Here is a 20,563-nt window from a genome sequence, read left to right on the forward strand (position 1 = left end):
CCGGGACCGATACGGATGTGACGACTGAGCCAGATGAGGCGGTCCGGCTCACCAAGTGTTGAGTTCGTCCCATCGCACCAGCAACCAGCCTGTGCATCGACCGCCTGGCCAGGCCAACTCGGACGCTGATGCCCGCAGGCCGATCGCAAGGGCGGCCGCCCATCGGCCGGGCGGACTCCGAGACCCGCAGGTCGACCGACCAGGCCGGCCGCCGACCGAGCGGGGCGCTCCCGTGCATCCCTATGTCGGTGTCGCACCAGCGGCCGTCGTCGCACCCGCCGAGACAGGGGCCGAGCCGCCCCAGAACCGCCCGCGCACCCCACCACACACCCGCAAGCCACCAAGCAAACGCCCGCCCCCATCCCGCTCCCGTGCAGGGCGTTTTTCCTAGCGTCGTCCCCCCATAAGCGTTCGCGGTGGGTCGGGGTGGTGGGTCAAGGGTGGAGCGCAGCGAAATCGCCGCAGGCGACGCGACGCAGGAGCGCCCTTGACGCACCACCCCGGCCCACCGACACTCAAGCGCCCGGGGACGGCCCCACACCCCCCAGAAACAGGAAGTGGTTCACCCTCGCCTGCCCGAACCCCCCAGAAGCGACAGTTGGTTCACGCCCCCCTACACCGACCGACCCCCTCGCGAGCACGGTTCGACCAGCCACCACCCCCGACCCGGCGGCTGCCCCACCCGGCCGGGATACCCGGGGCCGGCCGTCGCTCTCGCTGCGGTGGCTACGGTGTCGACATCGAGCTGAAGACCACGAATCCCAGCAGCATGCCGACGGCCAGGCCGACTGCCGCGACGATCAGGGACGTGACGGCGAGCGGCTCGTCCTTCGATTTGGCGATCCCGCCGAAGACCAGGCCGAGGACGCCGAACAAGGGCGGGCAGAAGAACAGGGCTACCACGCCGAAAACGATCGCGACGATACTGAACGGGCTTTTCTGCACGTGCGTTCCTCTCCCCCGAGGTGCCGGCCGAACGGCCGGACGCCCACCATGCCGAATGACCACGGTATCGGGGCCCGGCCGCCCGGCACAGAGTGTCGGACAGTACTGGTCAGATAAACATCGCGTACTCGTCCAGTACGCGAAGCACCTCCGCCTCCCCCGCCGGCGGCAGTTGCAGCACCAGCTCCTTGATTCCCAGCTCCGCGTAGTGCGCCACCTTCCCCGCGCTCGGCCTCACCGCGTACGGAACCACCTGTAGCGCTTCCGGATCGCGGCCCGCCTCCTCCCAGGCCGTACGCAGCACCGGCACCGACTCCGTCAGACCTCGGCCGCCGATCGGCAGCCAACCGTCCGCGTACTCCGCGATGTGCGCGAACAGCTTCGGGCCTGCCGCCCCGCCCACCAGCGTGCGCGGCCCGCTCACCGGTCCGCGCGGTTTCTGTACGGGCTTCGGATGGGCGTACGACGCCCGCACCGCGCCGAACTCCCCCTCGTACGCCGTCGGTTCCTCCGCCCACAGCGCCCGCATCAGCGCCATGCGGTCCCGCGTACGCTCACGGCGCGTGGTCCACTCCACGCCGTGGTCGGCGGCCTCCTCCTTGTTCCAGCCGTAGCCCACTCCGAGCGTGAACCGGCCGCCGGACAGGTGGTCCAGTGTCGCGATCTGCTTCGCCAGATCGATCGGGTCGTGCTGGGCTACGAGCGTGATGCCCGTGCCGAGCCCCAGGCGTTCGGTGACCGCTGCGGCCTGGCCGAGGGCCACGAACGGGTCGAGCGTACGACCGTACTCTTGCGGGAGGTCACCGCCCGCCGGATACGGCGACTCGCGCGACACCGGGATGTGGGTGTGCTCCGGCAGATACAGACCGGCGAAGCCGCGCTGCTCCAGCTCCCGCGCGAGCCGCACCGGCGTGATCGTCTCGTCGGTGAGAAAGATGGTGGTGGCGATCCGCATGTACAGGACTCCTGACTCTTCATCATCGTCGTGCACTGTGTCGTGCCGTGCCGTGTCGTGTTGCGTCATGCCGTGTTACGTCGTGTCGTGCTGCGTCATGCCGTGCTGTCTGCGTCGTGCCGTGCCGTAGAAGTCGGCTGTCGAACCGCTGGCCCTTCCCTTCCGTTACTCAGGAGTTCACGGCTCAATAACAGGGTCTCAGTACAGGTCCCCGCACACCCCAGTACGCCCCAACCGACGGGGGGATGCCTACATGACCGGACCAGCCAACAGACCAGCCAACAGACCGACCGCCGACCCGCCCAACACCCCCCGCAGCCCGGCCATCGGCCGGCGTGGGGTGGTCGTGGGGGGTGGGGTCGCCGCTGCCCTGGGGCTGGGTGGCGTGAGCTTCGCACGTGCCGCGTCGTCGCCTCCCGGCGAGGGGGAGAGCAGGACGGTACGGGGGGTCCTTCCTCCCGGGGCGCCCGACTACGTCTACCTGCCGATCGAAGTGCCTCGTGGCGTGCGCGAGTTGGCCGTGTCGTACGCGTACGAGAAGACGCCCGTGCCGCCCGGCACCCAGGGCAACGCCCTCGACATCGGCATCTTCGACGAGCGCGGCACCGCTCTCGGCGGGCGCGGGTTCCGGGGGTGGTCGGGCGGGGCGCGGTCGGAGTTCTTCGTCCGTGCCGACACGGCGACGCCCGGGTACATCCCGGGTCCCGTCCGGGCCGGTACGTGGCACATCGCGCTCGGTCCGTACACCACCGCCCCCGGAGGGCTGCCGTACTCCGTGACCGTCACGCTCCGGTACGGCGCTCCCGGCGCCGCGCCCGTCCCGGTCTACCCGCCCGAGCGCGCGAAGGGGCGGGGCCGGGCCTGGTACCGGGGTGACTGCCACCTCCATTCCGTGTACTCCGACGGAAGGCGCACCCCGGCCGAGATCGCGGCTGCCGCACGTGCCGCGGGGCTGGACTTCATCAACACCAGCGAGCACAACACGCACGCCGCGCACAGCGCCTGGGAAGGGCTGTGGGGTCCTCATCCCGACGGCGAGCTGCTGATCCTGACCGGTGAGGAGGTCACCACGCGCAACGGTCATGTCCTCGCCGTGGGCACCGAGCCCGGCACGTTCGTCGACTGGCGCTACCGCGCCCGCGACAACCGTTTCGGGCACTTCGCCCGCGTGATCCGCCGTGCGGGCGGGCTCGTCGTCCCCGCGCATCCGCACGCCACCTGCGTCGGGTGCGGCTGGAAGTCAGGGTTCGGGGACGCCGACGCGGTGGAGGTCTGGAACGGGCCGTACACCCCCGACGACGAGATCGCGCTCGCCTCCTGGGACAGCGGCCTCGCCTCCGGTGCGACACGCGGCTGGGTCCCGGCCGTCGGGAGCAGCGACGCCCACCGGGAGCCGCAGGTCGTCGGCATGCCGCAGACGGTGGTGCTGGCCGACGACCTGAGCCGTGAGGCGATCCTGGACGGCATCCGCGCGGGCCGTGCGTACGTCGCCGAGTCCTCCGCCGTGTCGCTGTCGTTCGGCGCCTCGGGCGGGCGTGCCCGCCACGCGGGCATCGGCGGCCGGCTGGACGTCGGGGCCGACACGCCCGTGACGGTGCGCCTGGAGGTCTCGGGCGCGCCGGGCTGCACCGCGCACTTCGTCACTGACCAGGGGACGCTGCACACTGCGCCGCTGCCGTCGCCGGGGGCGGGCGTGGTGGAGTGGCGTACGACGCCTGCGTACGCCACGTACGTACGCGCGGAAGTCCGCCACGCGCCCGCGGTGCCCGGCCTGCCGGGAGCCTTCGCGGCGCTCACCAACCCCGTCTTCCTGGGAGGAACGGCCGAGAGGCCGTGACGCCGGGGACGGCATGACGAGAGAGCCGGGAGGCCGTGACACCCGGGGGACGGCATGACGAGAGGGCCGGGAAGCCGTGTCGTGGCTTCCCGGCCCTCCTGAGACTCAGATGGAACCGGTGGTCCGTCCTGCGGACCGGCGGTCAGTCCTCGACGACCAGCGCCGGGGTCTCCTTCGTCAGCACCTCGCCGCGGAAGAACGCCGGGCTGACGCGCTGCATGACGAACATGAGCACCGCGCCGAGGAGCAGCAGGCCGACACCGATCACGAAGACCGAACCGACACCGAAGAGGGAGCTTCCGCTGCCGTACGCCGGGTCCCACATGTCGTACAGGGTCTGGCCGAAGACGGCGGTGAGCATGAGGGCGCCGACGCCCGGGAAGATGCCCTTGACCAGCAGGTTGCGCGCCGAGTCGCGCAGTTCGCCGCGGAAGTACCAGACGCAGGCGAAGGCGGTGATCGCGTAGTAGAAGCAGATCATCAGGCCCAGGGCGTAGATCGTGTCGATGAGGACGTTCTCACTGACCAGGGTCATCACCGAGTAGAAGACGCCGGTGGCGATGCCCGCCACGACGGTCGCGCGGCCAGGGGTCTTGAAGCGCGGGTGCACCTTCGCGAAGGAGGCCGGCATGGCCTGGTAGGTGCTCATCGCCAGGGCGGTGCGGGCGACCGGGATGAAGGTGGTCTGGAGGCTCGCGGCGGCGGAGGCGACGACGGCGACGAAGAGCAGGATGCCCAGGCCGGAGCCCATGATCGGTTCGGCGAGGACCGCGAAGACGTTGTCGGCGGTGTCCGGGTTGCCGAGGCCGGTGCCCTTCTCGCCCACGCCGGCGTACATCTGCGCGGCGATGGCGACCATCAGGTACGAGACGACGATCACGACCATGGCGAGCATCGCGGCGCGGCCGGGCGTCTTGGCGCTGCCGACGCTCTCCTCGTTGACCGACAGGCAGGCGTCCCAGCCCCAGTAGATGAAGATCGAGAGGGACAGGCCGGCGGTGAAGGCGGCGAAGGACTCGACCGCGAAGGGGTTCATCCAGGACCAGGAGAAGTCGATGGAGTTGGCGACTTCGTCGGACTTGGTGAGCGCCATGAAGACGAACATGGCGAGTACCGCGAGCTGGAGGCCGACCAGGGCGTACTGGACCCACTTGGTGGCGGTGATGCCCCGGTAGCTGATCGCGGTCGCGACGGCGATGAACGCGAGTGTGGTGAGGATGTGGACGAACTTGTTGTCGTCCAGCGCGGCGAGGCCCGCGCCGCCCGGCAGCTCACCGAGGAGCAGGTAGAAGAAGGAGGTCGCGACGCCGGCGAGGTTCGAGAGCACGACGATGGTGGCGACCAGCAGGCCCCAGCCGCACATCCAGCCGATACGGGGGCCGAACGCCTTCACCGACCAGGTGAAGGAGGTGCCGCAGTCGGGTATGGCCTTGTTCAGCTCGCGGTAGGCGAAGGCCACGAGCAGCATGGGCAGGAAGCCCGCGAGGAAGACGGCGGGCATCTGGAGCCCGACCTCGCCGACCGTGGGGCCCAGTGTGGCCGTGAGGCAGTAGACAGGCGCAACGGTGGAGATGCCGATGACGGCGTTGCCCATCAGCCCGACGGAGTTCCCGCCCAGCCCCTTCTCGCGTACGCCGCCCTCCACCGAGGGGGCGCCGCTTACCGTGTCTCCGGCCTGGGGCCGTGTTTCCACATGAGTCATAAGCGGGACGTTAACCGCTGCGTTTTCCACATCCGGAGTACGTCACTCCACTCCGGAGATCCTGGTATTCACCGGCAGTCAACCGGTCTTTGGTTGAGGATTGAAGGTGACAGGCGGCGACGAGGCAGTCATTGCCAGGCGGTGGCGAAAACTTCCGTGCTGCGGAAACCGCAACACTGTCCATTTTGCCCTATTCAAAAGTTTCCCGTACGTCTTTCCGGAGGGCTCATCCGGTCCAGACGATCGCCTGCGTCTCGCTGTAGGCGTGCAGCGCGAACGAGCCGACGTCCCTGCCCACGCCGCTCTGCTTGAAGCCGCCGAAAGGCGCCTCCATGTTGCGTCCGACGGTGTTCACCCCCACCCCGCCCGCGCGCAGCCGCCGCGCGACGCGGAAGGCCCGGGAGACGTCCCCCGACCACACGTAGTCGATCAGCCCGTAGTCGCTGTCGTTGGCGAGCGCGATGCCCTCCTCCTCGTCGCCTTCGAAGGGGACGACGGCCACGACGGGGCCGAAGATCTCCTCGCGGACGGCGCGCATGTCGTTCGTGCAGTCGGCTAGGAGGGTCGGGGCCACGTAGAACCCCTTGTCGTACGGGGGCCTGTCGCCGCCCGCGACCAGGCGGGCGCCCTCCTTCCTGCCCAGCTCGACGTACGACTCGACACGGTCGCGGTGGGCGGCGGAGATCACCGGCCCGACCACCGTGCCGGGGGCGGTGGGGTCGCCCACCTTCAGGCACCCGGCGTAGGCCGCCAGCTTCTCGACGAGCCGGTCGTAGATGCCGCGCTGGGCGATCACGCGCGTCGGCGCCGTGCAGATCTGGCCGCTGTAGAAGGAGAACGTCGTTCCGATGCCCCGGACCGCCGAGTCCAGGTCGGCGTCGTCGAAGACGAGCGCCGCGCCCTTGCCGCCCAGCTCCATGAGCTGGCGTTTCATGCCGCGCCCGCAGACCTCGGCGATGCGCCGGCCCACGGCCGTGGAACCGGTGAAGCTGACCATGTCGACGTCCGGCGCGTCGACGGCGGCCTGACCGGCGGCCGGCGACGAGCCGGTCACGACGTTCACGACCCCGGGCGGCACTCCGGCCTCGGCCAGCGCCGCCGCCATGCGGTAGACGGACAGCGGGTCCTGCGGCGCGGGCTTCACCACGACGGTGTTGCCCATGGCGAGCGCGGGCGCGACCTTGCCCGCCGCGTTGGCCCACGGGTTGTTGTACGACGTGACGCAGGTGACGACGCCGACCGGCTGCCGCACCGCCAGCGCGCCGACGACGGCCGCCTTCCCCATCGGCCCCGCCGGGTTCACCTGCGGCGGCAGCCCGGTCTCCACGGGCTCCAGCGCCCCGCGCGCGTACCGCCGGAAGCGGGCGGCGGCGACGGCGACCTGCATGCCGAGCGCGGTCGCGGCCGTGGCGCCGGTCTCGGCGCGGGCGACGGCCGCGTGGGCGGCGGCGTCGCGCTGGATCAGGTCCGCGGCCCGGTCGAGGATCGCGGCGCGCTCCTCCGGTGCGGTGCGCGACCAGGCCGGGAAGGCGGCCCCGGCGGCGGAGGCGGCGGCGTACACCTGCGCGCGGCTCGCCTCGGGGGCGAGGCCGGTCACTTCCTCGGTGGCCGGGTCGACGACCTCGTAGTGGCCGTCGTCGGGCTCGGTCCACTCGCCGCCGATGAACAGCCGCCCCGTGGGCTCCCGGCGGCTCACTTGGTCGCCACCGTCCTCGTGTCCCGGCCCGAGCGCAGCACCGTGCCCGGCACCGCTCCGGTGACCTGGTCGTCCCGTATCGTCTCGACGCCGTTCACGCGCACGGACACGACGCCGATCGCCTTCGCGTCGAGGCGGGGGCTGTCCCCCGGCAGGTCGTGCACGAGCGTGGCCGGGCCCGCCGCGATCCGCTCGGGGTCGAAGAGGACCAGATCGGCGTGGAAGCCCTCCTCTATACGTCCGCGCTCCCGCAGCCCGAAGAGCTGGGCGGGGTCGTCGGTCAGCATCTTGACCGCCCGCTCCAGCGGCACCAGCCTGCGGCCGCGCAGGCAGTCGCCCAGGAAGCGCGTGGTGTAGGGCGCCCCGCACATCCGGTCCAGGTGGGCCCCGGCGTCGGAGCCGCCGAGCAGGACGTCCTCGTGCTCCCAGGTGCGCCGGCGCAGTTCCCAGCTCGCGGGGTCGTTGTCCGAGGGCATCGGCCACAGGACGGTGCGCAGGCCGTCGTTGGCGCAGATCTCGACGAGGCAGTGGAACGGGTCCTGGCCGCGCTCGGCGGCGATGTCGCGCACCACGCGCCCGCTGAGGCCCTCGTTGGCCGGGGAGTACGTGTCGCCGACGACGTACCGCTCGAAGTCGGCGAGGCGGCGGAAGACGCCGGCCTCCTTGCTGTCGGCGCGGGCCAGCATCCCGGCCCGTACGTCCGCGTCGCGCAGCCTCTCGATGCGCTCGGGGACGGGCAGGGCCAGGACGTCGCCCCAGCCCGGGATGAGGTTGAGGGCGCAGAACGTGCCCAGCGACATGTTCATGGGCGTCAGGATCGGCATGGTGAGCGCGACGATCCGGCCGCCGGCCCGGCGGGCGCGTTCGCTCGCCTCCAGCTGGCGCGGGACGCGCTCGGGCACGGCCGCGTCGATGGTGAGAACGTTCCAGTTCAGGGGGCGTCCGGCGGCGGTGGTCATCTCGACGAACAGGTCGATCTCCTCGTCCGTGAACCGGTCGAGGCAGCCGGCGACGATCGCCTCCAGCTGGGTGCCCTCGTGCTCGCCGACGGCACGGGAGAGGGCGACGAGCTCGGCGGGCGCGGCGTGGCGGGAGGCGACGGGCTGTCCGTCGCCGTCGCTGTGGGTGGACGACTGGGTGGTGGACAGCCCCCAGGCGCCGGCGTCCATCGCGTCGCGCAGGAGCCGGACCATGCGCGCCGTCTGCTCCTCGGTCGCCGGGCCGCCGACCGCGTCCGCGCCCATGACGTGGCGGCGCAGCGCGCAGTGGCCGACCATGAAGCCGGCGTTGACGGCGATGCGGCCTTCGAGGGCGTCGAGGTACTCGCCGAAGGTGTGCCAGGTCCAGGGGGCGCCCTCTTCGAGTGCGACGAGGGACATGCCCTCGACCCTGGCCATCATGCGGCGTGTGTAGTCGGCGTCCTCGGGGCGGTCGGGGTGCAGCGGCGCGAGGGTGAAGCCGCAGTTGCCGCCGGCCACGGTGGTGACGCCGTGGTTGAGGGACGGGGTGGCGTACGGGTCCCAGAAGAGCTGGGCGTCGTAGTGGGTGTGGGGGTCGACGAAGCCGGGGGCGAGCACGAACCCCTCGGCGTTCTCGGTCGTACGGGCGGGCTCGCCGACGGCGCCGGGCGGCGCGATCACGGCGATGCGCCCGTCCCGTATGCCGACGTCGGCGGCGTACGCGGGGGCCCCGGTGCCGTCCACGACGGTGGCTCCGCGGATCAGGTGGTCGAGCATGGCGGTCCCTTCGGCTGAGGAGAGGGGGGAGGAGGCCCCGCGCGGCCGGTGGTGCCTCAGTGCGCCTGCGCCCCCTGGCGGAAGCGGGTCGTCCGGTGCACCGGATCGGTGTCGATCTTCGGGATGACGTGCTCGCCGATGAGCTTGATCGTCGTCATCGTGTCCTCGGGCGACACCCCGATGGGCAGCCCGAACGAGAGCTGATCCGCCCCCGCCCGCTCCCACCGCTCGCACTGGCGCAGCACCTCGTCCGGGTCCCCGCAGATCATCAGCTCCTCCGCGATGAGCAGCTCGACGATCTCCGTCGTGTATTCGGGCAGCAGCTCCGGCCATTCGGGGACGCCCTCGGGCCGGGGGAAGGTGTCGTGGTAGCGGAAGAGCAGCGACTGGAGGTAGTTCAGCCCGCCGCCGACCGCGATCTCGACCGCCTTGTCGTGCGTCTCGGCGCAGATCGCCGTCGAGGTGACCATGACGTTGTCGTTGACGAAGCCCCCGATCGGCTCCGCCTCCTTCACCGCGTTCTTGTACGACTCGACGACCCACTCCATGTCGGAGACCTTCTGGACGCTGAAGCCCAGCACTCCGAGCCCCTTCTTCCCGGCCATGGCGTAGGACGAGGGCGACCCGGCGGCGTACCACATCGCCGGGTGCGACGCCCCGTACGGCTTGGGGAGGATCTTGCGCGGGGGCAGCGACCAGTGCTTGCCCCGGAAGCCCGGGTACTCGTCCTGGAGCCACATCTTGGGGAACTCGGAGATCGTCTCCTCCCAGATCTCCTTGGTGTGGTTCATGTCGGTGATGCCCGGCATGAAGCCGAGGATCTCGTGGCTGCCGGCCCCGCGCCCGGAGCCGAACTCGAAGCGCCCCTCCGAGAGGTGGTCGAGCATGGCGACCTTCTCCGCGACCTTGACCGGGTGGTTCACCGGCGCCAGCGGGTTGAAGATGCCCGAGCCGAGGTGGATACGGTCCGTCGCGTGCGCGAGGTATCCGAGGAAGACGTCGTTGGCCGACAGGTGCGAGTACTCCTCCAGGAAGTGGTGCTCGGAGGCCCAGGCGTACTTGAAGCCGGACTTGTCCGCCTGGATGACGTACTCGGTCTCCTCGATCAGCGCCTTGTGCTCCGCGTCGGGGTCGGTCCTGGCGCGCGCGGCCGGCACGTACCCCTGTACAAACAGCCCGAATTCCAAGGTACTTCTCCTTAGCAGAACTGACGCACCGTCAGATGGAGGTGCCCACGACTGTTCCACCGGCCCCGGGGGCCGTCAATAGCTGACGCGTCGTCAGAGAACGCTGACGCCCGCGAGCCACCCGCCGTCGACGACGAACGGCTGCCCGGTGATGTACGACGAGTCGTCGCTCGTCAGGAACAGCGCCAGCGCCGCCACCTCCTGCGGCTGCCCGATGCGTCCCATCGGCACGAGCTTCTTGTACAGCTCGTCGACGGCGGCCCCGGACGCCACCGGATCGGCCCCCGGATCGAGCGCCGCCGGGTTCGTCATCGGCGTGTCCACCGCCCCCGGGCACACGGCGTTGACCCGGATCCTCTTCGCCGCCAGCTCCACCGCAGCCACGCGGGTCAGCCCGAGGACGGCGTGCTTGGTCGCGGCGTACGCGCCGACGAAGGCCATCCCCGTCAGGGCCGTGTACGACGCCGTGTTGACGATGGTCCCGCCGCCCGCCGCCTCGATCTCCGGCGCCACGGTCTTGATCCCCAGGAACGCGCCGACCTGGTTGACCTGCACGACCTGCTGGAACTCCTCCAGCGGCGTGTTCACCAGCTCGTTGAAGCGCAGGATCCCCGCGTTGTTGACCAGCCCGTCGATCTTCCCGAACGTCTCCTTCGCGACGGCGACCGCCGCGATCCAGTCGGCCTCCCGGCCCACGTCGAGGTGGACGTACGCCGCGACGCCCTCCCCCAGGTCCTTCGCGAGCGCCTCGCCCCGGTCGTCCAGCACATCGGTGAGCACCACCTTCGCGCCTTCCGCCACGAACAGCCGCGCCTCCTGCTCGCCCTGCCCGCGTGCCGCGCCGGTGATGACGACGACCCGTCCGTCCAGTTTTCCCATGGGTTGCCACTCCTTCAGTCGTCGAGGTGCGGGGCGACCTCGCCGCCGAAGGCCGCCATCTGGTCGGTCAGTTCGCCCAGGCTCCTGCTGCGGAAGCGCACCTGGATCTGGTCGACGCCCATCGCCCGGTAGGCGCGCAGCGACTCCGCGAGGCGGGCCGGCTTCCCGGCCAGCGTGCGCCGCCCCACGTCCCACGACGGGTCGCCGACGTACAGCGGCTCGGTGATCGCGCCGATCTCGACGGGCTCGGTGATCCCCGCCTGCGCCCGGATCCGCCGGAGCTTCGCGATCTGCGCGGGGAGGCAGTCGCGCGGATCGCCCTGCGGCAGCCAGCCGTCCCCCCGCACCGCCGCCCGGCGCACGGCCGCCGGCGACGACCCGCCGACCCACACCGGCACCTGCCGCTGCACGGGCCGGGGCCGCTGCCCGAGCCCCCGGAACGAGAAGCGCTCGCCGGCGAACTCGGGGTACTCCTCCTCCCCCAGCGCCGCCCGCAGCGCGTCGATCGTCTCGTCCAGTACGCCGCCCCGCTGCGCGAAGTCCGCCCCGACGGCGTCGAACTCCTCCCGCACGTGCCCGGCCCCCACCCCCAGCACCAGCCGGCCGCCGCTCAGGTGGTCGAGCGTCGCGTACTGCTTGGCCGTGACCAGCGGATGCCGGAGCCCGACGACGGCCACGTGGCTCAGCAGCCGTACGCGCTCGGTGACGGCGGCGAGGAAGGCGAGCGTGGCGACCGGGTCGTACCAGACGGTGCTCATGGCCCCCGCCAGCCGCTGCGGGATCGCCACGTGGTCGCAGCCCGCGATGTAGGCGAAACCCGACCGGTCCGCGACCCGGGCCACCTCGGCGAGCTCCTGCGGACCGGCCTCCGACTCCCACGTCTCCGCGTACATGGTGCTCTGCGACTGGACCGGGAGCTGCATCCCGTACGACAGCCGCCCTTCGGGAAGAACCCGCGCCATGAGGACCCCTTCGGAGCTGACGATCCGTCACCCACGGACGGCCACGCCATCGTCGTACCTGACGCTCCATCAGACAAGAGGCCGGGGCGCCGCCCCGTCCCCCGCCGGCGGCCCCGGCCGGCCGGCCGGCAGCCGCACCCGGACCGTCTTTCCGCAGTGCGGACGCAGGAACCAGCCGATCTCCCCACCGAGGTCCCGCACCACCCGAAGGCCCCGCCCGCGCTCCTCGCCGTCCCCCGGCTCCCCGGACGCCCCGAACCCGGGGAACGCGGCGACGGGGTCGGACACGTCGACCAGCAGGGCCCCGTCCGCCAGCACCGCGAGCCGCAACCACAGCTCGTGGCCGGCCCTGTGGCCGTGGTGGACCGCGTTGGTGACCAGCTCGGACACGACCAGCACGGCGTCCTCCACATCGCCCGGCCACCCCCACACCGTGAGCCGGCGGCGGACGTGCAGGCGGGCGAGGCGCACGGTGCCGGCCGCCATGGGCCAGCCGGCAGACCACTCCCGCACGAAGGGCCCGTACAGGCCCTGCCCCGGATCCGTCATCACGGCCTCACTCGGTCGTTCCACTGTTCAACCCCGATACGACTCATACGCACGCCGGGCCCTGTCCGTCTCAGCGGGCGGGAGGGCGGGTGCGGTGGTGGGTGCACGCGGGTGCACTGGGCGAGAGGGGACGTTACGGACAACCACTCGCCTGCGGCGCGAAAGTTTCTCGATGTTTCTCGAAAGGTGCGCAGGCTTTCTCGATCTTTCCCGCAAGGTCGGCGACAAGCTGTACCGCGACGCCCAGAAGCCCGTGAAGCTGAGCGATGGGCCGACTCCCGAGCGAAAGGACACCCCTATGAGGCGGTTGCGCTTCAACGGAACGGGCAGCGGCGTGAACGGATGTCCGTCGGTCCACGAGGACCTCGACACCGGCGACATCATCGTCCACGGCCCACCGCTCACGGACCCCGACGACACCGCCCAGTTGCGGCATTTATCCGAAGGCGAGACCGCGATCGTCGTGCCGCGAGAGCTTCTGATCGATTTCGGCCCCAAGGAGGCGGACCGAGTGCCCGACATCATCGGCCTTGACGAGTTCGACCAGCTCTTCACCGCGTTCAAGCACACCGCCTGGCGGCTGGAGACACGGCGCAGGTACGCATCGGACGAGGTCTCGGACACCTACGCACAGTTCCTGCGGGGCGAGCCCGTGGTGTGGGACGGCGCCAATGCCGAATGGTGCGCCGAGCGCCGGGAGCAGACGGCTCTGGGGAAGCGGTTCGAGCGGGTGCGCGTGGTCGACGACCCGCCGACGCCCGGACAGCTGTACCTGCTCGACAACGCGAAGCGGAACTCCTCCGTGGGGGAGGACATCCGCAACCTGCGGCGCGCCGACGCGGAGCGGCTGAACCTGCCCGACGAGGACTTCTGGCTCATCGACTCACGGCTCGTCGCCCTGCTGCGCTTCGACGACGCCGACAACCTGCTCGACGTCGAACTGATCACTGAACCGGCGGTGGTCAATCGATACGCTCAAGTTCGCGATGCGGCCTGGCACTACGCCGTACCGTACGAAAGGTTCGCGGCCGGAGTGACCGCCGCAGAGTAGCGAGAGAGACCTGGTGAGCACCGACTTCCAACAAGCTCGCGCCGCGCTCGGGGTACGTCTCCGCGCACTGCGCGAATCTTCCCCTGGAGGTCGGCTCACCGGCGCTCGGCTCGCGCAGGTCCTCGGGTGGCCGCATTCGAAGGTCAGCAAGCTGGAGAACGGACGGCAGACCGCCACCGTCCAGGACCTGCGTGCGTGGGCCGAGGGCACGGGCCACCCGGAGGCGGCCGAGGAGCTGCTTGCGCGGCTGGCCGGCCTCGAATCCCACATCCGGTCGTGGCGGCGGCAACTGGCCTCCGGACACCGCGCTGTGCAGGACGCCATCAGCACCGAGTTCGCCCGGTCCACGACATTCCGCGCCTGGGAGAACTCGATGATCGTCGGCGCCCTCCAGACCGCCGACTACGCACGGAACATCTTCAGCCGGTACTCCGATCTCCAGCAGTCGCCCCGCGACACCGAGGACGCCGTACGAGCACGCCTGCGGTGGCAGGAGAGCCTGTACCGCCCCGGCACGAAGTACCACATCGTCATGTGGGAGGCGGCGTTGCACGCGCAGGTCTGCCCGCCCTCCGTACTGGCCGCGCAGCTCGACAGGCTGGCAGGGGTCATCGGCCTGGACACCGTCGAACTGGGCATCGTCCCCTTCACCGCGGCATTGCGCATTCCGCCCGCCAACGGCTTCTGGATCTTCGACGATCGCCTGGCCATCGTCGAGGACTGGCACGCCGAGCTCTGGATCGACGACGCCGCGAGCATCGCCGTCTACTCCAAGGTGTGGTCCACGCTGAGCGCATCGGCCGTGTACGGCGCCGACGCGCACGCGGTGATCAGCCGTGCTCGGCGGGCCCTGGACCCCCACTGACGGCGGGCCCGGGGACGCGGTCAGCCCAGCAGCGCGTACACCGCCGAGGCGCGGGCGGCCGGGTCCTGCGACCCGGTGGCGGTCATGGTGATGTCGGCGAACGCCATGCGCCTGCCCAGCTTGGTGACGCGCGCGTCCAGCAGTACGTCCGCGCCGACGACCCCGCGCTGGAAGGACGTCGACTGCTGGACGGTGGTCATCGGGACGAACGCGCCCCGCGCCGAGGACACCGCGATGACGGTCGCGGTGTCCGCCGCCGCCATCAGCGCCTGCCCGGACAGCCCCCCGCCCTCCCGGGCCAGCCGGTCCGACCAGGGCAGCCGCAGTACGGCATGGTGCTCGCCGGTCTCCACGACGGCGAGCCCGAGGTCGAGCACCCAGGGGGCGAAGTTGTCGGCAAGGATCTTCTCGGCTTCGGCGAGGCTCAGCGTCATACGCAGATGATCCCGCTCGGCCACGCCCGCCGCCAGAGGCCGCCCGGGGGCGGCGGGAAACGCTTCACCCGCACGGCGACCGCCACCACCGCTCCACCGCCGTCACGGCCCGGGCCACAGCCCCTCGCCGGTGAGGCCGAGCAGTTCGATCGCGTTCCCGCGCACGATCCGCTCGACCACGTCCGGGTCCAGGTGCCCCATCTGCTGCTCACCGACCTCGCGCGACTTGGGCCAGGTGGAGTCGGAGTGCGGGTAGTCGGTCTCGTACAGGACGTTGCCGACCCCGATCGCGTCGAGGTTCCTCAGGCCGAAGGCGTCGTCGAAGAAGCAGCCGTAGACGTGCTCGGCGAAGAGCTCGGACGGCCGGCGCAGCACCTTGTCCGCCACGCCTCCCCAGCCCCGGTTCTCCTCCCACACCACGTCGGCGCGCTCCAAGATGTACGGGATCCAGCCGATCTGTCCTTCCGCGTACATGACCTTGAGGCCGGGGAAGCGCTCGAACTTGCCGCTCATCAGCCAGTCGACCATCGAGAAGCAGCAGTTCGCGAAGGTGATCGTCGAGCCGACCGCCGGCGGGGCGTCGGCGGAGGTGGACGGCATCCTGCTGGAGGAGCCGATGTGCATCGCGACGACCGTTCCGGTCTCGTCGCACGCGCGCAGGAAGGGGTCCCACGCGTCGGTGTGCACGGACGGCAGCCCGAGGTGCGGCGGTATCTCGGAGAACGCGACCGCGCGCACGCCGCGCGCCGCGTTCCTGCGCACCTCGGCGGCGGCGAGGTCGGCGTCCCACAGCGGGATGAGCGTCAGGGGGATCAGGCGGCCCCCGGCATCGGGTCCGCACCACTCCTCCACCATCCAGTCGTTGTACGCCCGGATGCCGAGCAGTCCCAGTTCGCGGTCCCCGGCCTCGGTGAACGTCTGGCCGCAGAAGCGCGGGAAGGTCGGGAAGCAGAGCGCCGACTGGACGTGGTTGACGTCCATGTCGGCGAGGCGGTCGGGGACGGAGTACGAACCCGGCCGCATCTGCTCGTACGTGATGACCTCCAGCCTGATCTCGTCCCTGTCGTACCCGACGGCGGTGTCGAGCCTGGTCAGGGGGCGGCGCAGGTCCTCGTACACCCACCAGTCACCGATCGGCCCTTCGTCGCCCTTGGCGCCCATCACCGGCGCGAACTTCCCGCCGAGGAAGGTCATTTCCTTCAGCGGGGCACGGACGACGCGGGGCCCGGAGTCCCGGTACTTGGACGGGAGCCGGTCCCGCCAGACGTGCGGGGGCTCCACCGTGTGGTCGTCCACCGAGATGATCTTCGGGAAGGTCTCCATGCGTTCCACGGTAGCGCTGATCTGACGATCCGTCAGCTAGTAGGCCGCGTGTGGGTAAGGGGCAGGCTCCTTCCGGTGCTGCCGCATTCGCCATGGACAAGGCAAACTGGCTGTTGCGACTGGGCGGTAGGGCGGTAGGGCAGACCGCAGGCGGCAGCAGAGGCAGTAGGGGGAGTGCGATGGACGGCGTACCTCGGGTACCGGAGCAGCGAACTCCGGCTTCCCGTCCGGGTCCGCGGCCCGACGGAGGCACCAGGCACGACGGAGGCACCCAACCCGACGGAGGCACCCGGCACAGCGGCATCGGGAACGACGCCGCAACCCGGCAGGACGGCGACACCCACCACGACGACCAGCGACGAGAACACTCCCCCGAGGCGGTGCGCTTCAGCGTCCTCGGCCCCGTCCGCGCCTGGCGCGGCGCCGACTCCGTCAACACCGGTTCACCGCAGCAGCGCGCCCTGCTCGCCGCGCTCCTGCTCCGTGACGGCCGCACCGCCACCGCCTCCGAGCTGATCGACGCCATCTGGGGCACGGAGCCGCCGTCCCAGGCCCTGGCGGCGGTACGGACGTACGCCTCCCGGCTGCGCAAGGCGCTGAACCCGGGAACGCTCGTCAGCGAATCCGGCGGGTACGCGATCCGGGCCGGCGCCGACACCCTCGACCTCGCGGTCGCGCAGGAACTGGCCGCCGACGCGGAGAAGTCCCGCGCGTCCGGCGACCGCTGCCAGGCCCGCTCGCTGATCAACAAGGCGCTCGGCCTGTGGGACGGCGAACCGCTGGCGTCGGTACCCGGCCCGTACGCCGAGAACCAGCGGGCCCGCCTGGAGGAATGGCGGCTCCAGCTCACCGAGACCCGCCTCGACCTGGACCTGGAGGTCGGCTGCCACGCCGAGGCGGTGTCGGAGCTCACCGCGCTCACCGCGGCGCACCCGCTGCGCGAGCGCCTGCGCGAACTGCTGATGCTCGCCCTCTACCGCAGCGGACGGCAGGCGGAGGCGCTCGCCGTGTACGCCGACACGCGCCGCCTCCTCGCCGACGAACTCGGGGTCGACCCGCGCCCCGAGCTCGCCCACCTCCAGCAGCGCATCCTGGAGGCCGACGCCGACCTGGCCCGCCCGGTGGAACCCGCGCCCTCGGCGGCCCCGGCGTTCGTACGGCCCGCACAGCTCCCGGCCACCGTGCCGGACTTCACCGGCCGGGCGTCGTTCGTATGGGACCTCGGGGACCGGCTGGCGACGGCCGAGTCCGGCGTCATGGCCGTGTCGGCCCTGGCCGGCATCGGTGGCGTCGGCAAGACGACGCTCGCGGTGCACGTGGCGCACGCGGCGCGCTCCCACTTCCCCGACGGCCAGCTGTACGTCGACCTCCAGGGCGCCGGCCAGCGCGCCGCCGAGCCGGAGACCGTACTGGGCTCGTTCCTGCGGGCCCTCGGCACCCCGGACGCCTCCATCCCCGACACCCTGGACGACCGCGCGGCCCTCTACCGCTCGACCCTCGACGGCCGCCGCGTCCTGGTCCTGCTCGACAACGCCCGCGACGCCTCCCAGATCCGCCCCCTGCTCCCCGGCACGACGGGCTGTGCGGCCCTCGTGACGAGCCGGGCGCGGATGCTGGGCCTGGCGGGGGCGCACCTCGTCGACCTCGACGTCATGTCCCCCGACGAGGCGCTGCGCCTCTTCACGAAGATCGTGGGCGCCGAGCGGGTCGCCTCGGAACGCGAGGCGGCGCTCGACGTCGTCGGCGCGTGCGGCTTCCTCCCCCTGGCCATCCGCATCGCCGCCTCGCGCCTCGCGTCCCGCCGCACCTGGACGGTCTCCGTCCTGGCGGCGAAGCTGGCGGACGAACGCCGCCGCCTCGACGAGCTCCAGGCCGGCGACCTGGCGGTGAAGGCCACGTTCGAACTCGGCTACGGCCAACTGGAGCCGCAGCAGGCCCGCGCCTTCCGCCTCCTGGGCCTGGCGGACGGCCCCGACATCTCCCTGGCGGCGGCAGCGGCCGTACTGGACCAGCCCCTCCACGAGGCCGAGGACCTGCTGGAGTCCCTGGTCGACACGTCCCTCCTGGAATCGGCCGCCCCCGGCCGCTACCGCTACCACGACCTGGTCCGCCTCTACGCGCGTGCGTGCGCGGAGCGCGACGAACAACCGCCGGCGGAACGCGAGCGCGCCCTGTCCCGGCTCCTCGACTTCTACCTGGCCACAGCGGCAGCGGTGTACGCCCTGGAACGCCCGGGCGACCGCCTGGTGGACCACCTGGAGCCGACCGGCCGGGCGGGCCTGCGGTTCGAGGAGCGCGGCAAGGCGCTCGACTGGCTCCACACCGAGGCCGAATGCATCCTGGCCTGCGCACAGCAGTCCACGGACGCCGCGTCCGTCCAGCGCGCCGTGGACCTCCTGCTCGCCGCCAAGGACCTCTCCGAATCCGGCGCCAACTTCCGGCGGTACGAGAACACGACGCACACGCTGCTCGACGCGGCCCGGCGCACGGGGAACCTCCGGGCCGAGGGCCGGGCCCGTACCGCGCTCACCCACGTGTTCCACATCGCGGGCCGCTTCGACCAGGCGGAGGCCGAGGCCGAGGCGGCGATGGCCCTGGCACAGGGAGACCCCATCCCGGGCGGCTACGCGCCCAACATCAGGGGCTTCATCGCCATCTACCAGAAGCGTTACAGCGAGGCGGAGAAGTACCTCGCGCTCGCCATAGACAACTTCCGCGCCGACGGGAACCGGCCGAGCGAGGCCAGCGCCCTGTGCAACCTGTCCCGCGCGCACCTGGCCATGGGCCGCACCGCCAGCGCGGTGGAACTGGCCAAGCAGGGCGTCGACATCTACGACCGGCAGGGCTTCACCCTGCGCCTGGCGAACGGCCGCTACGCCCTCGGGATGGCCCTCACCCAGGCCGGCCAGTTCGGCGAGGCGCTGGACCAACTGACGCACGCCCTCGGCATCTTCCACGAGAACCGCCAGCCCCTGTGGGAAGGGGTGACCCACTTCCGACTCGCCGAGGTGCACCTCGCCGCGCACCGCCCCACGCTGGCGGCGGCCCACGCCGAGCAGGCCATCGCCCTGCGCGGCATCGGCGGCGAATGGCGCCGCGGCACGGTCCTGACCGTACTCGGCAAGGCGCTCGACCACCTGGGCCAGGTCGACCGCAGCAGAGCCTGCTGGGGCGAGGCCCTCACCATCTTCGAAGACCTGGGCTCCCCGGAAGCCGCGGAGGTCCGCGACCTACTGGCTTCGGTCAGGGCGGCTTAGGGGGCGGGGGGCGGGAGGGCCGTCAACGCCCCCACCAAGGCGTTCATCGTTCGTTTATCCGTGTCCGTCACTGTCTTCCTATCGATCCGTCGCGTCGGGGGGCAGACGGATCGGCGCAGGACCGGCCAACTAAGTTGTACGGTCCCAGCCCGTCCGGCAACCCTCGGGGGAGTTGCCGGGCGGGCTTACGCGACCGTTCTGGCCGAACAACGCCGACACACCTTGGAGCGACGATGAGCGACATCAAGCAGCCGACGGGCAGCCCCAAGCCGCTGGACGACCACATGTCCGGCGCGGAGGACGACACCGTGAAGCCGCTGAAGCCGCTGGACGACCACATGTCCGGCGCTGGTGACGACGTCCTGAAGCCGCTGGACGACCACATGTCGAGCGAGCCGGTGACCTGAGACCACATTCCACGGGGAACGAACGGCCGCGGTGGCCCGGAGGGGGAGCCACCGCGGCCGTCGCCGTGCGTGGGGGGCGGGGACGGTGGTGGGTGCATACGCATCGACCAGCCGCGACGACCCGTGGGCCGTTACGCACACATGGCGAGCCAGACCGATACGGATGTGACGACTGGGGCCGGTGAGGTGTTCCTGCCCACCAAGTGTTGAGTTCGTCCCATCCCGGGCCCCAAAGCCGCCTACTTGGCATGCCGCGCGGCCTACTTGTACGCGCGGACATGGGGAGACGGCTCCCCAACGGCCGATGGCCGATGGGTCGACGGCCGGGGCGCAACCGTGGGGGCCTCTATGGCCTGCATCGCATGGCATGGCATGGCATGGCATGCAGCATCACTTCACGGTCCGCCGACAGGCGACGCCTGTCGGCCGGCCCGCCGCTCGCCGCTCGCCGCTCATTGCGTACCGACTCCCCACGCCGACCGGCCGCCCCGGACACCGAGTCCCGCAGGTCGACCGGTCAGGTCGGCCACCACCGCCGTGGGACCTCGCCTCGGAACAGAGATGCGGTGTCGCACCAGCGGCCGTCGCCGCACCCGCCGAGACAGGGGCCGCACCACCCCAGAACCGACCGCGCACCCCACCACACACCCGCAAGCCACCAAACCCACACCCGCCCCCATCCCGCTCCCGTGCCGGGCGTTTTTCTTGGGCCGTCCCCTGTTGAGCGTCAGCGGTGGGCCGGGGTGGTGGGTCAAGGGTGGAGCGCAGCGAAATCGCC

Annotated in this window: 16 protein-coding genes; 5 read left to right on the top strand and 11 right to left on the bottom strand. The window is 71.3% G+C overall.

Translation table 11 applies throughout. The annotated features are described in order from the left end of the window. Positions 1-726: 726 nt before the first annotated feature. Together ACWGH0_RS17855 and ACWGH0_RS17860 are read right to left on the bottom strand one after the other, a co-directional pair. Positions 727-945 carry a hypothetical protein gene (locus ACWGH0_RS17855; protein WP_453405091.1) on the bottom strand — a complete coding sequence of 73 codons (219 nt, stop codon included), beginning with the start codon at positions 943-945 and terminating at the stop codon, positions 727-729. A 109-nt stretch (positions 946-1,054) separates the two neighbouring features. Continuing rightward, complete coding sequence (locus tag ACWGH0_RS17860; protein ID WP_453405092.1) at positions 1,055-1,900, bottom strand: LLM class F420-dependent oxidoreductase; 846 nt, start codon at positions 1,898-1,900, stop codon at positions 1,055-1,057. Positions 1,901-2,276: 376 nt separating this feature from the next. Between ACWGH0_RS17860 and ACWGH0_RS17865 the strand changes: the two genes are divergently transcribed. Further along, the gene (locus ACWGH0_RS17865) at positions 2,277-3,737 is read left to right on the top strand and encodes a CehA/McbA family metallohydrolase (RefSeq protein ID WP_453405111.1); all 1,461 of its coding nucleotides are present in this window, start codon (positions 2,277-2,279) and stop codon (positions 3,735-3,737) included. Between the two features lie 142 nt (positions 3,738-3,879). On the opposite strand, the gene ACWGH0_RS17870 is transcribed toward ACWGH0_RS17865, so the two are convergent. The 7 genes from ACWGH0_RS17870 to ACWGH0_RS17900 form a co-directional block, all read right to left on the bottom strand. Further along, the gene (locus ACWGH0_RS17870; protein ID WP_453405093.1) at positions 3,880-5,439 is read right to left on the bottom strand and encodes an APC family permease; all 1,560 of its coding nucleotides are present in this window, start codon (positions 5,437-5,439) and stop codon (positions 3,880-3,882) included. A 226-nt stretch (positions 5,440-5,665) separates the two neighbouring features. Beyond that, complete coding sequence (locus ACWGH0_RS17875; protein WP_453405094.1) at positions 5,666-7,135, bottom strand: aldehyde dehydrogenase family protein; 1,470 nt, start codon at positions 7,133-7,135, stop codon at positions 5,666-5,668. Next, a complete protein-coding gene (locus tag ACWGH0_RS17880; protein WP_453405095.1) occupies positions 7,132-8,871 on the bottom strand; it encodes an N-acyl-D-amino-acid deacylase family protein in 1,740 nt (579 codons plus the stop codon). Before ACWGH0_RS17880 ends, ACWGH0_RS17875 begins: the two co-directional genes overlap by 4 nt. 56 nt (positions 8,872-8,927) lie before the next feature. Then, entirely contained in the window at positions 8,928-10,058 is a 1,131-nt protein-coding gene (locus ACWGH0_RS17885; protein ID WP_453405096.1) for an LLM class flavin-dependent oxidoreductase, read from the bottom strand. A gap of 93 nt (positions 10,059-10,151) precedes the next feature. Next, positions 10,152-10,937, bottom strand: coding sequence for an SDR family NAD(P)-dependent oxidoreductase (locus tag ACWGH0_RS17890; protein WP_453405097.1), 786 nt, complete (start codon positions 10,935-10,937; stop codon positions 10,152-10,154). A gap of 14 nt (positions 10,938-10,951) precedes the next feature. Then, a complete protein-coding gene (locus tag ACWGH0_RS17895) occupies positions 10,952-11,899 on the bottom strand; it encodes an LLM class F420-dependent oxidoreductase (protein ID WP_453405098.1) in 948 nt (315 codons plus the stop codon). A 69-nt stretch (positions 11,900-11,968) separates the two neighbouring features. Further along, positions 11,969-12,448, bottom strand: a complete 480-nt coding sequence (locus tag ACWGH0_RS17900) for an ATP-binding protein (RefSeq protein ID WP_453405099.1) — start codon at positions 12,446-12,448, stop codon at positions 11,969-11,971. A 298-nt stretch (positions 12,449-12,746) separates the two neighbouring features. Between ACWGH0_RS17900 and ACWGH0_RS17905 the strand changes: the two genes are divergently transcribed. After that, positions 12,747-13,499, top strand: coding sequence for a DUF6879 family protein (locus ACWGH0_RS17905; RefSeq protein WP_453405100.1), 753 nt, complete (start codon positions 12,747-12,749; stop codon positions 13,497-13,499). 13 nt (positions 13,500-13,512) lie between these two features. After that, positions 13,513-14,364 carry a helix-turn-helix domain-containing protein gene (locus ACWGH0_RS17910; RefSeq protein WP_453405101.1) on the top strand — a complete coding sequence of 284 codons (852 nt, stop codon included), beginning with the start codon at positions 13,513-13,515 and terminating at the stop codon, positions 14,362-14,364. 20 nt (positions 14,365-14,384) lie between these two features. Here the strand turns inward: ACWGH0_RS17910 and ACWGH0_RS17915 are convergent, their stop codons facing one another. Further along, on the bottom strand, positions 14,385-14,798 hold the full coding sequence (locus tag ACWGH0_RS17915) for a PaaI family thioesterase (RefSeq protein WP_453405102.1): 414 nt from the start codon (positions 14,796-14,798) through the stop codon (positions 14,385-14,387). A gap of 102 nt (positions 14,799-14,900) precedes the next feature. After that, a complete protein-coding gene (locus tag ACWGH0_RS17920) occupies positions 14,901-16,121 on the bottom strand; it encodes an amidohydrolase family protein (RefSeq protein ID WP_453405103.1) in 1,221 nt (406 codons plus the stop codon). A gap of 179 nt (positions 16,122-16,300) precedes the next feature. On the opposite strand from ACWGH0_RS17920, the gene ACWGH0_RS17925 reads away from it, so the two are divergent. Continuing rightward, positions 16,301-19,378: an AfsR/SARP family transcriptional regulator gene (locus tag ACWGH0_RS17925; RefSeq protein ID WP_453405104.1), complete on the top strand. Its 3,078-nt coding sequence runs from the start codon at positions 16,301-16,303 to the stop codon at positions 19,376-19,378. Between the two features lie 233 nt (positions 19,379-19,611). Continuing rightward, complete coding sequence (locus ACWGH0_RS17930) at positions 19,612-19,785, top strand: hypothetical protein (RefSeq protein WP_453405105.1); 174 nt, start codon at positions 19,612-19,614, stop codon at positions 19,783-19,785. The last annotated feature ends 778 nt before the right edge of the window (positions 19,786-20,563 follow it).

The organism is Streptomyces sp. NPDC054887, assembly GCF_053610585.1.

Bases quoted from the DNA above. Each gene is read 5' to 3' on its own strand.
- ACWGH0_RS17860 (WP_453405092.1), bottom strand. From the start codon at position 1,900: ATGCGGATCGCCACCACCATCTTTCTCACCGACGAGACGATCACGCCG.
- ACWGH0_RS17880 (WP_453405095.1), bottom strand. From the start codon at position 8,871: ATGCTCGACCACCTGATCCGCGGAGCCACCGTCGTGGACGGCACCGGG.
- ACWGH0_RS17920 (WP_453405103.1), bottom strand. From the start codon at position 16,121: ATGGAGACCTTCCCGAAGATCATCTCGGTGGACGACCACACGGTGGAG.
- ACWGH0_RS17870 (WP_453405093.1), bottom strand. From the start codon at position 5,439: ATGACTCATGTGGAAACACGGCCCCAGGCCGGAGACACGGTAAGCGGC.
- ACWGH0_RS17915 (WP_453405102.1), bottom strand. From the start codon at position 14,798: ATGACGCTGAGCCTCGCCGAAGCCGAGAAGATCCTTGCCGACAACTTC.
- ACWGH0_RS17900 (WP_453405099.1), bottom strand. From the start codon at position 12,448: ATGACGGATCCGGGGCAGGGCCTGTACGGGCCCTTCGTGCGGGAGTGG.
- ACWGH0_RS17905 (WP_453405100.1), top strand. From the start codon at position 12,747: ATGAGGCGGTTGCGCTTCAACGGAACGGGCAGCGGCGTGAACGGATGT.
- ACWGH0_RS17895 (WP_453405098.1), bottom strand. From the start codon at position 11,899: ATGGCGCGGGTTCTTCCCGAAGGGCGGCTGTCGTACGGGATGCAGCTC.
- ACWGH0_RS17930 (WP_453405105.1), top strand. From the start codon at position 19,612: ATGAGCGACATCAAGCAGCCGACGGGCAGCCCCAAGCCGCTGGACGAC.
- ACWGH0_RS17890 (WP_453405097.1), bottom strand. From the start codon at position 10,937: ATGGGAAAACTGGACGGACGGGTCGTCGTCATCACCGGCGCGGCACGC.
- ACWGH0_RS17925 (WP_453405104.1), top strand. From the start codon at position 16,301: ATGGACGGCGTACCTCGGGTACCGGAGCAGCGAACTCCGGCTTCCCGT.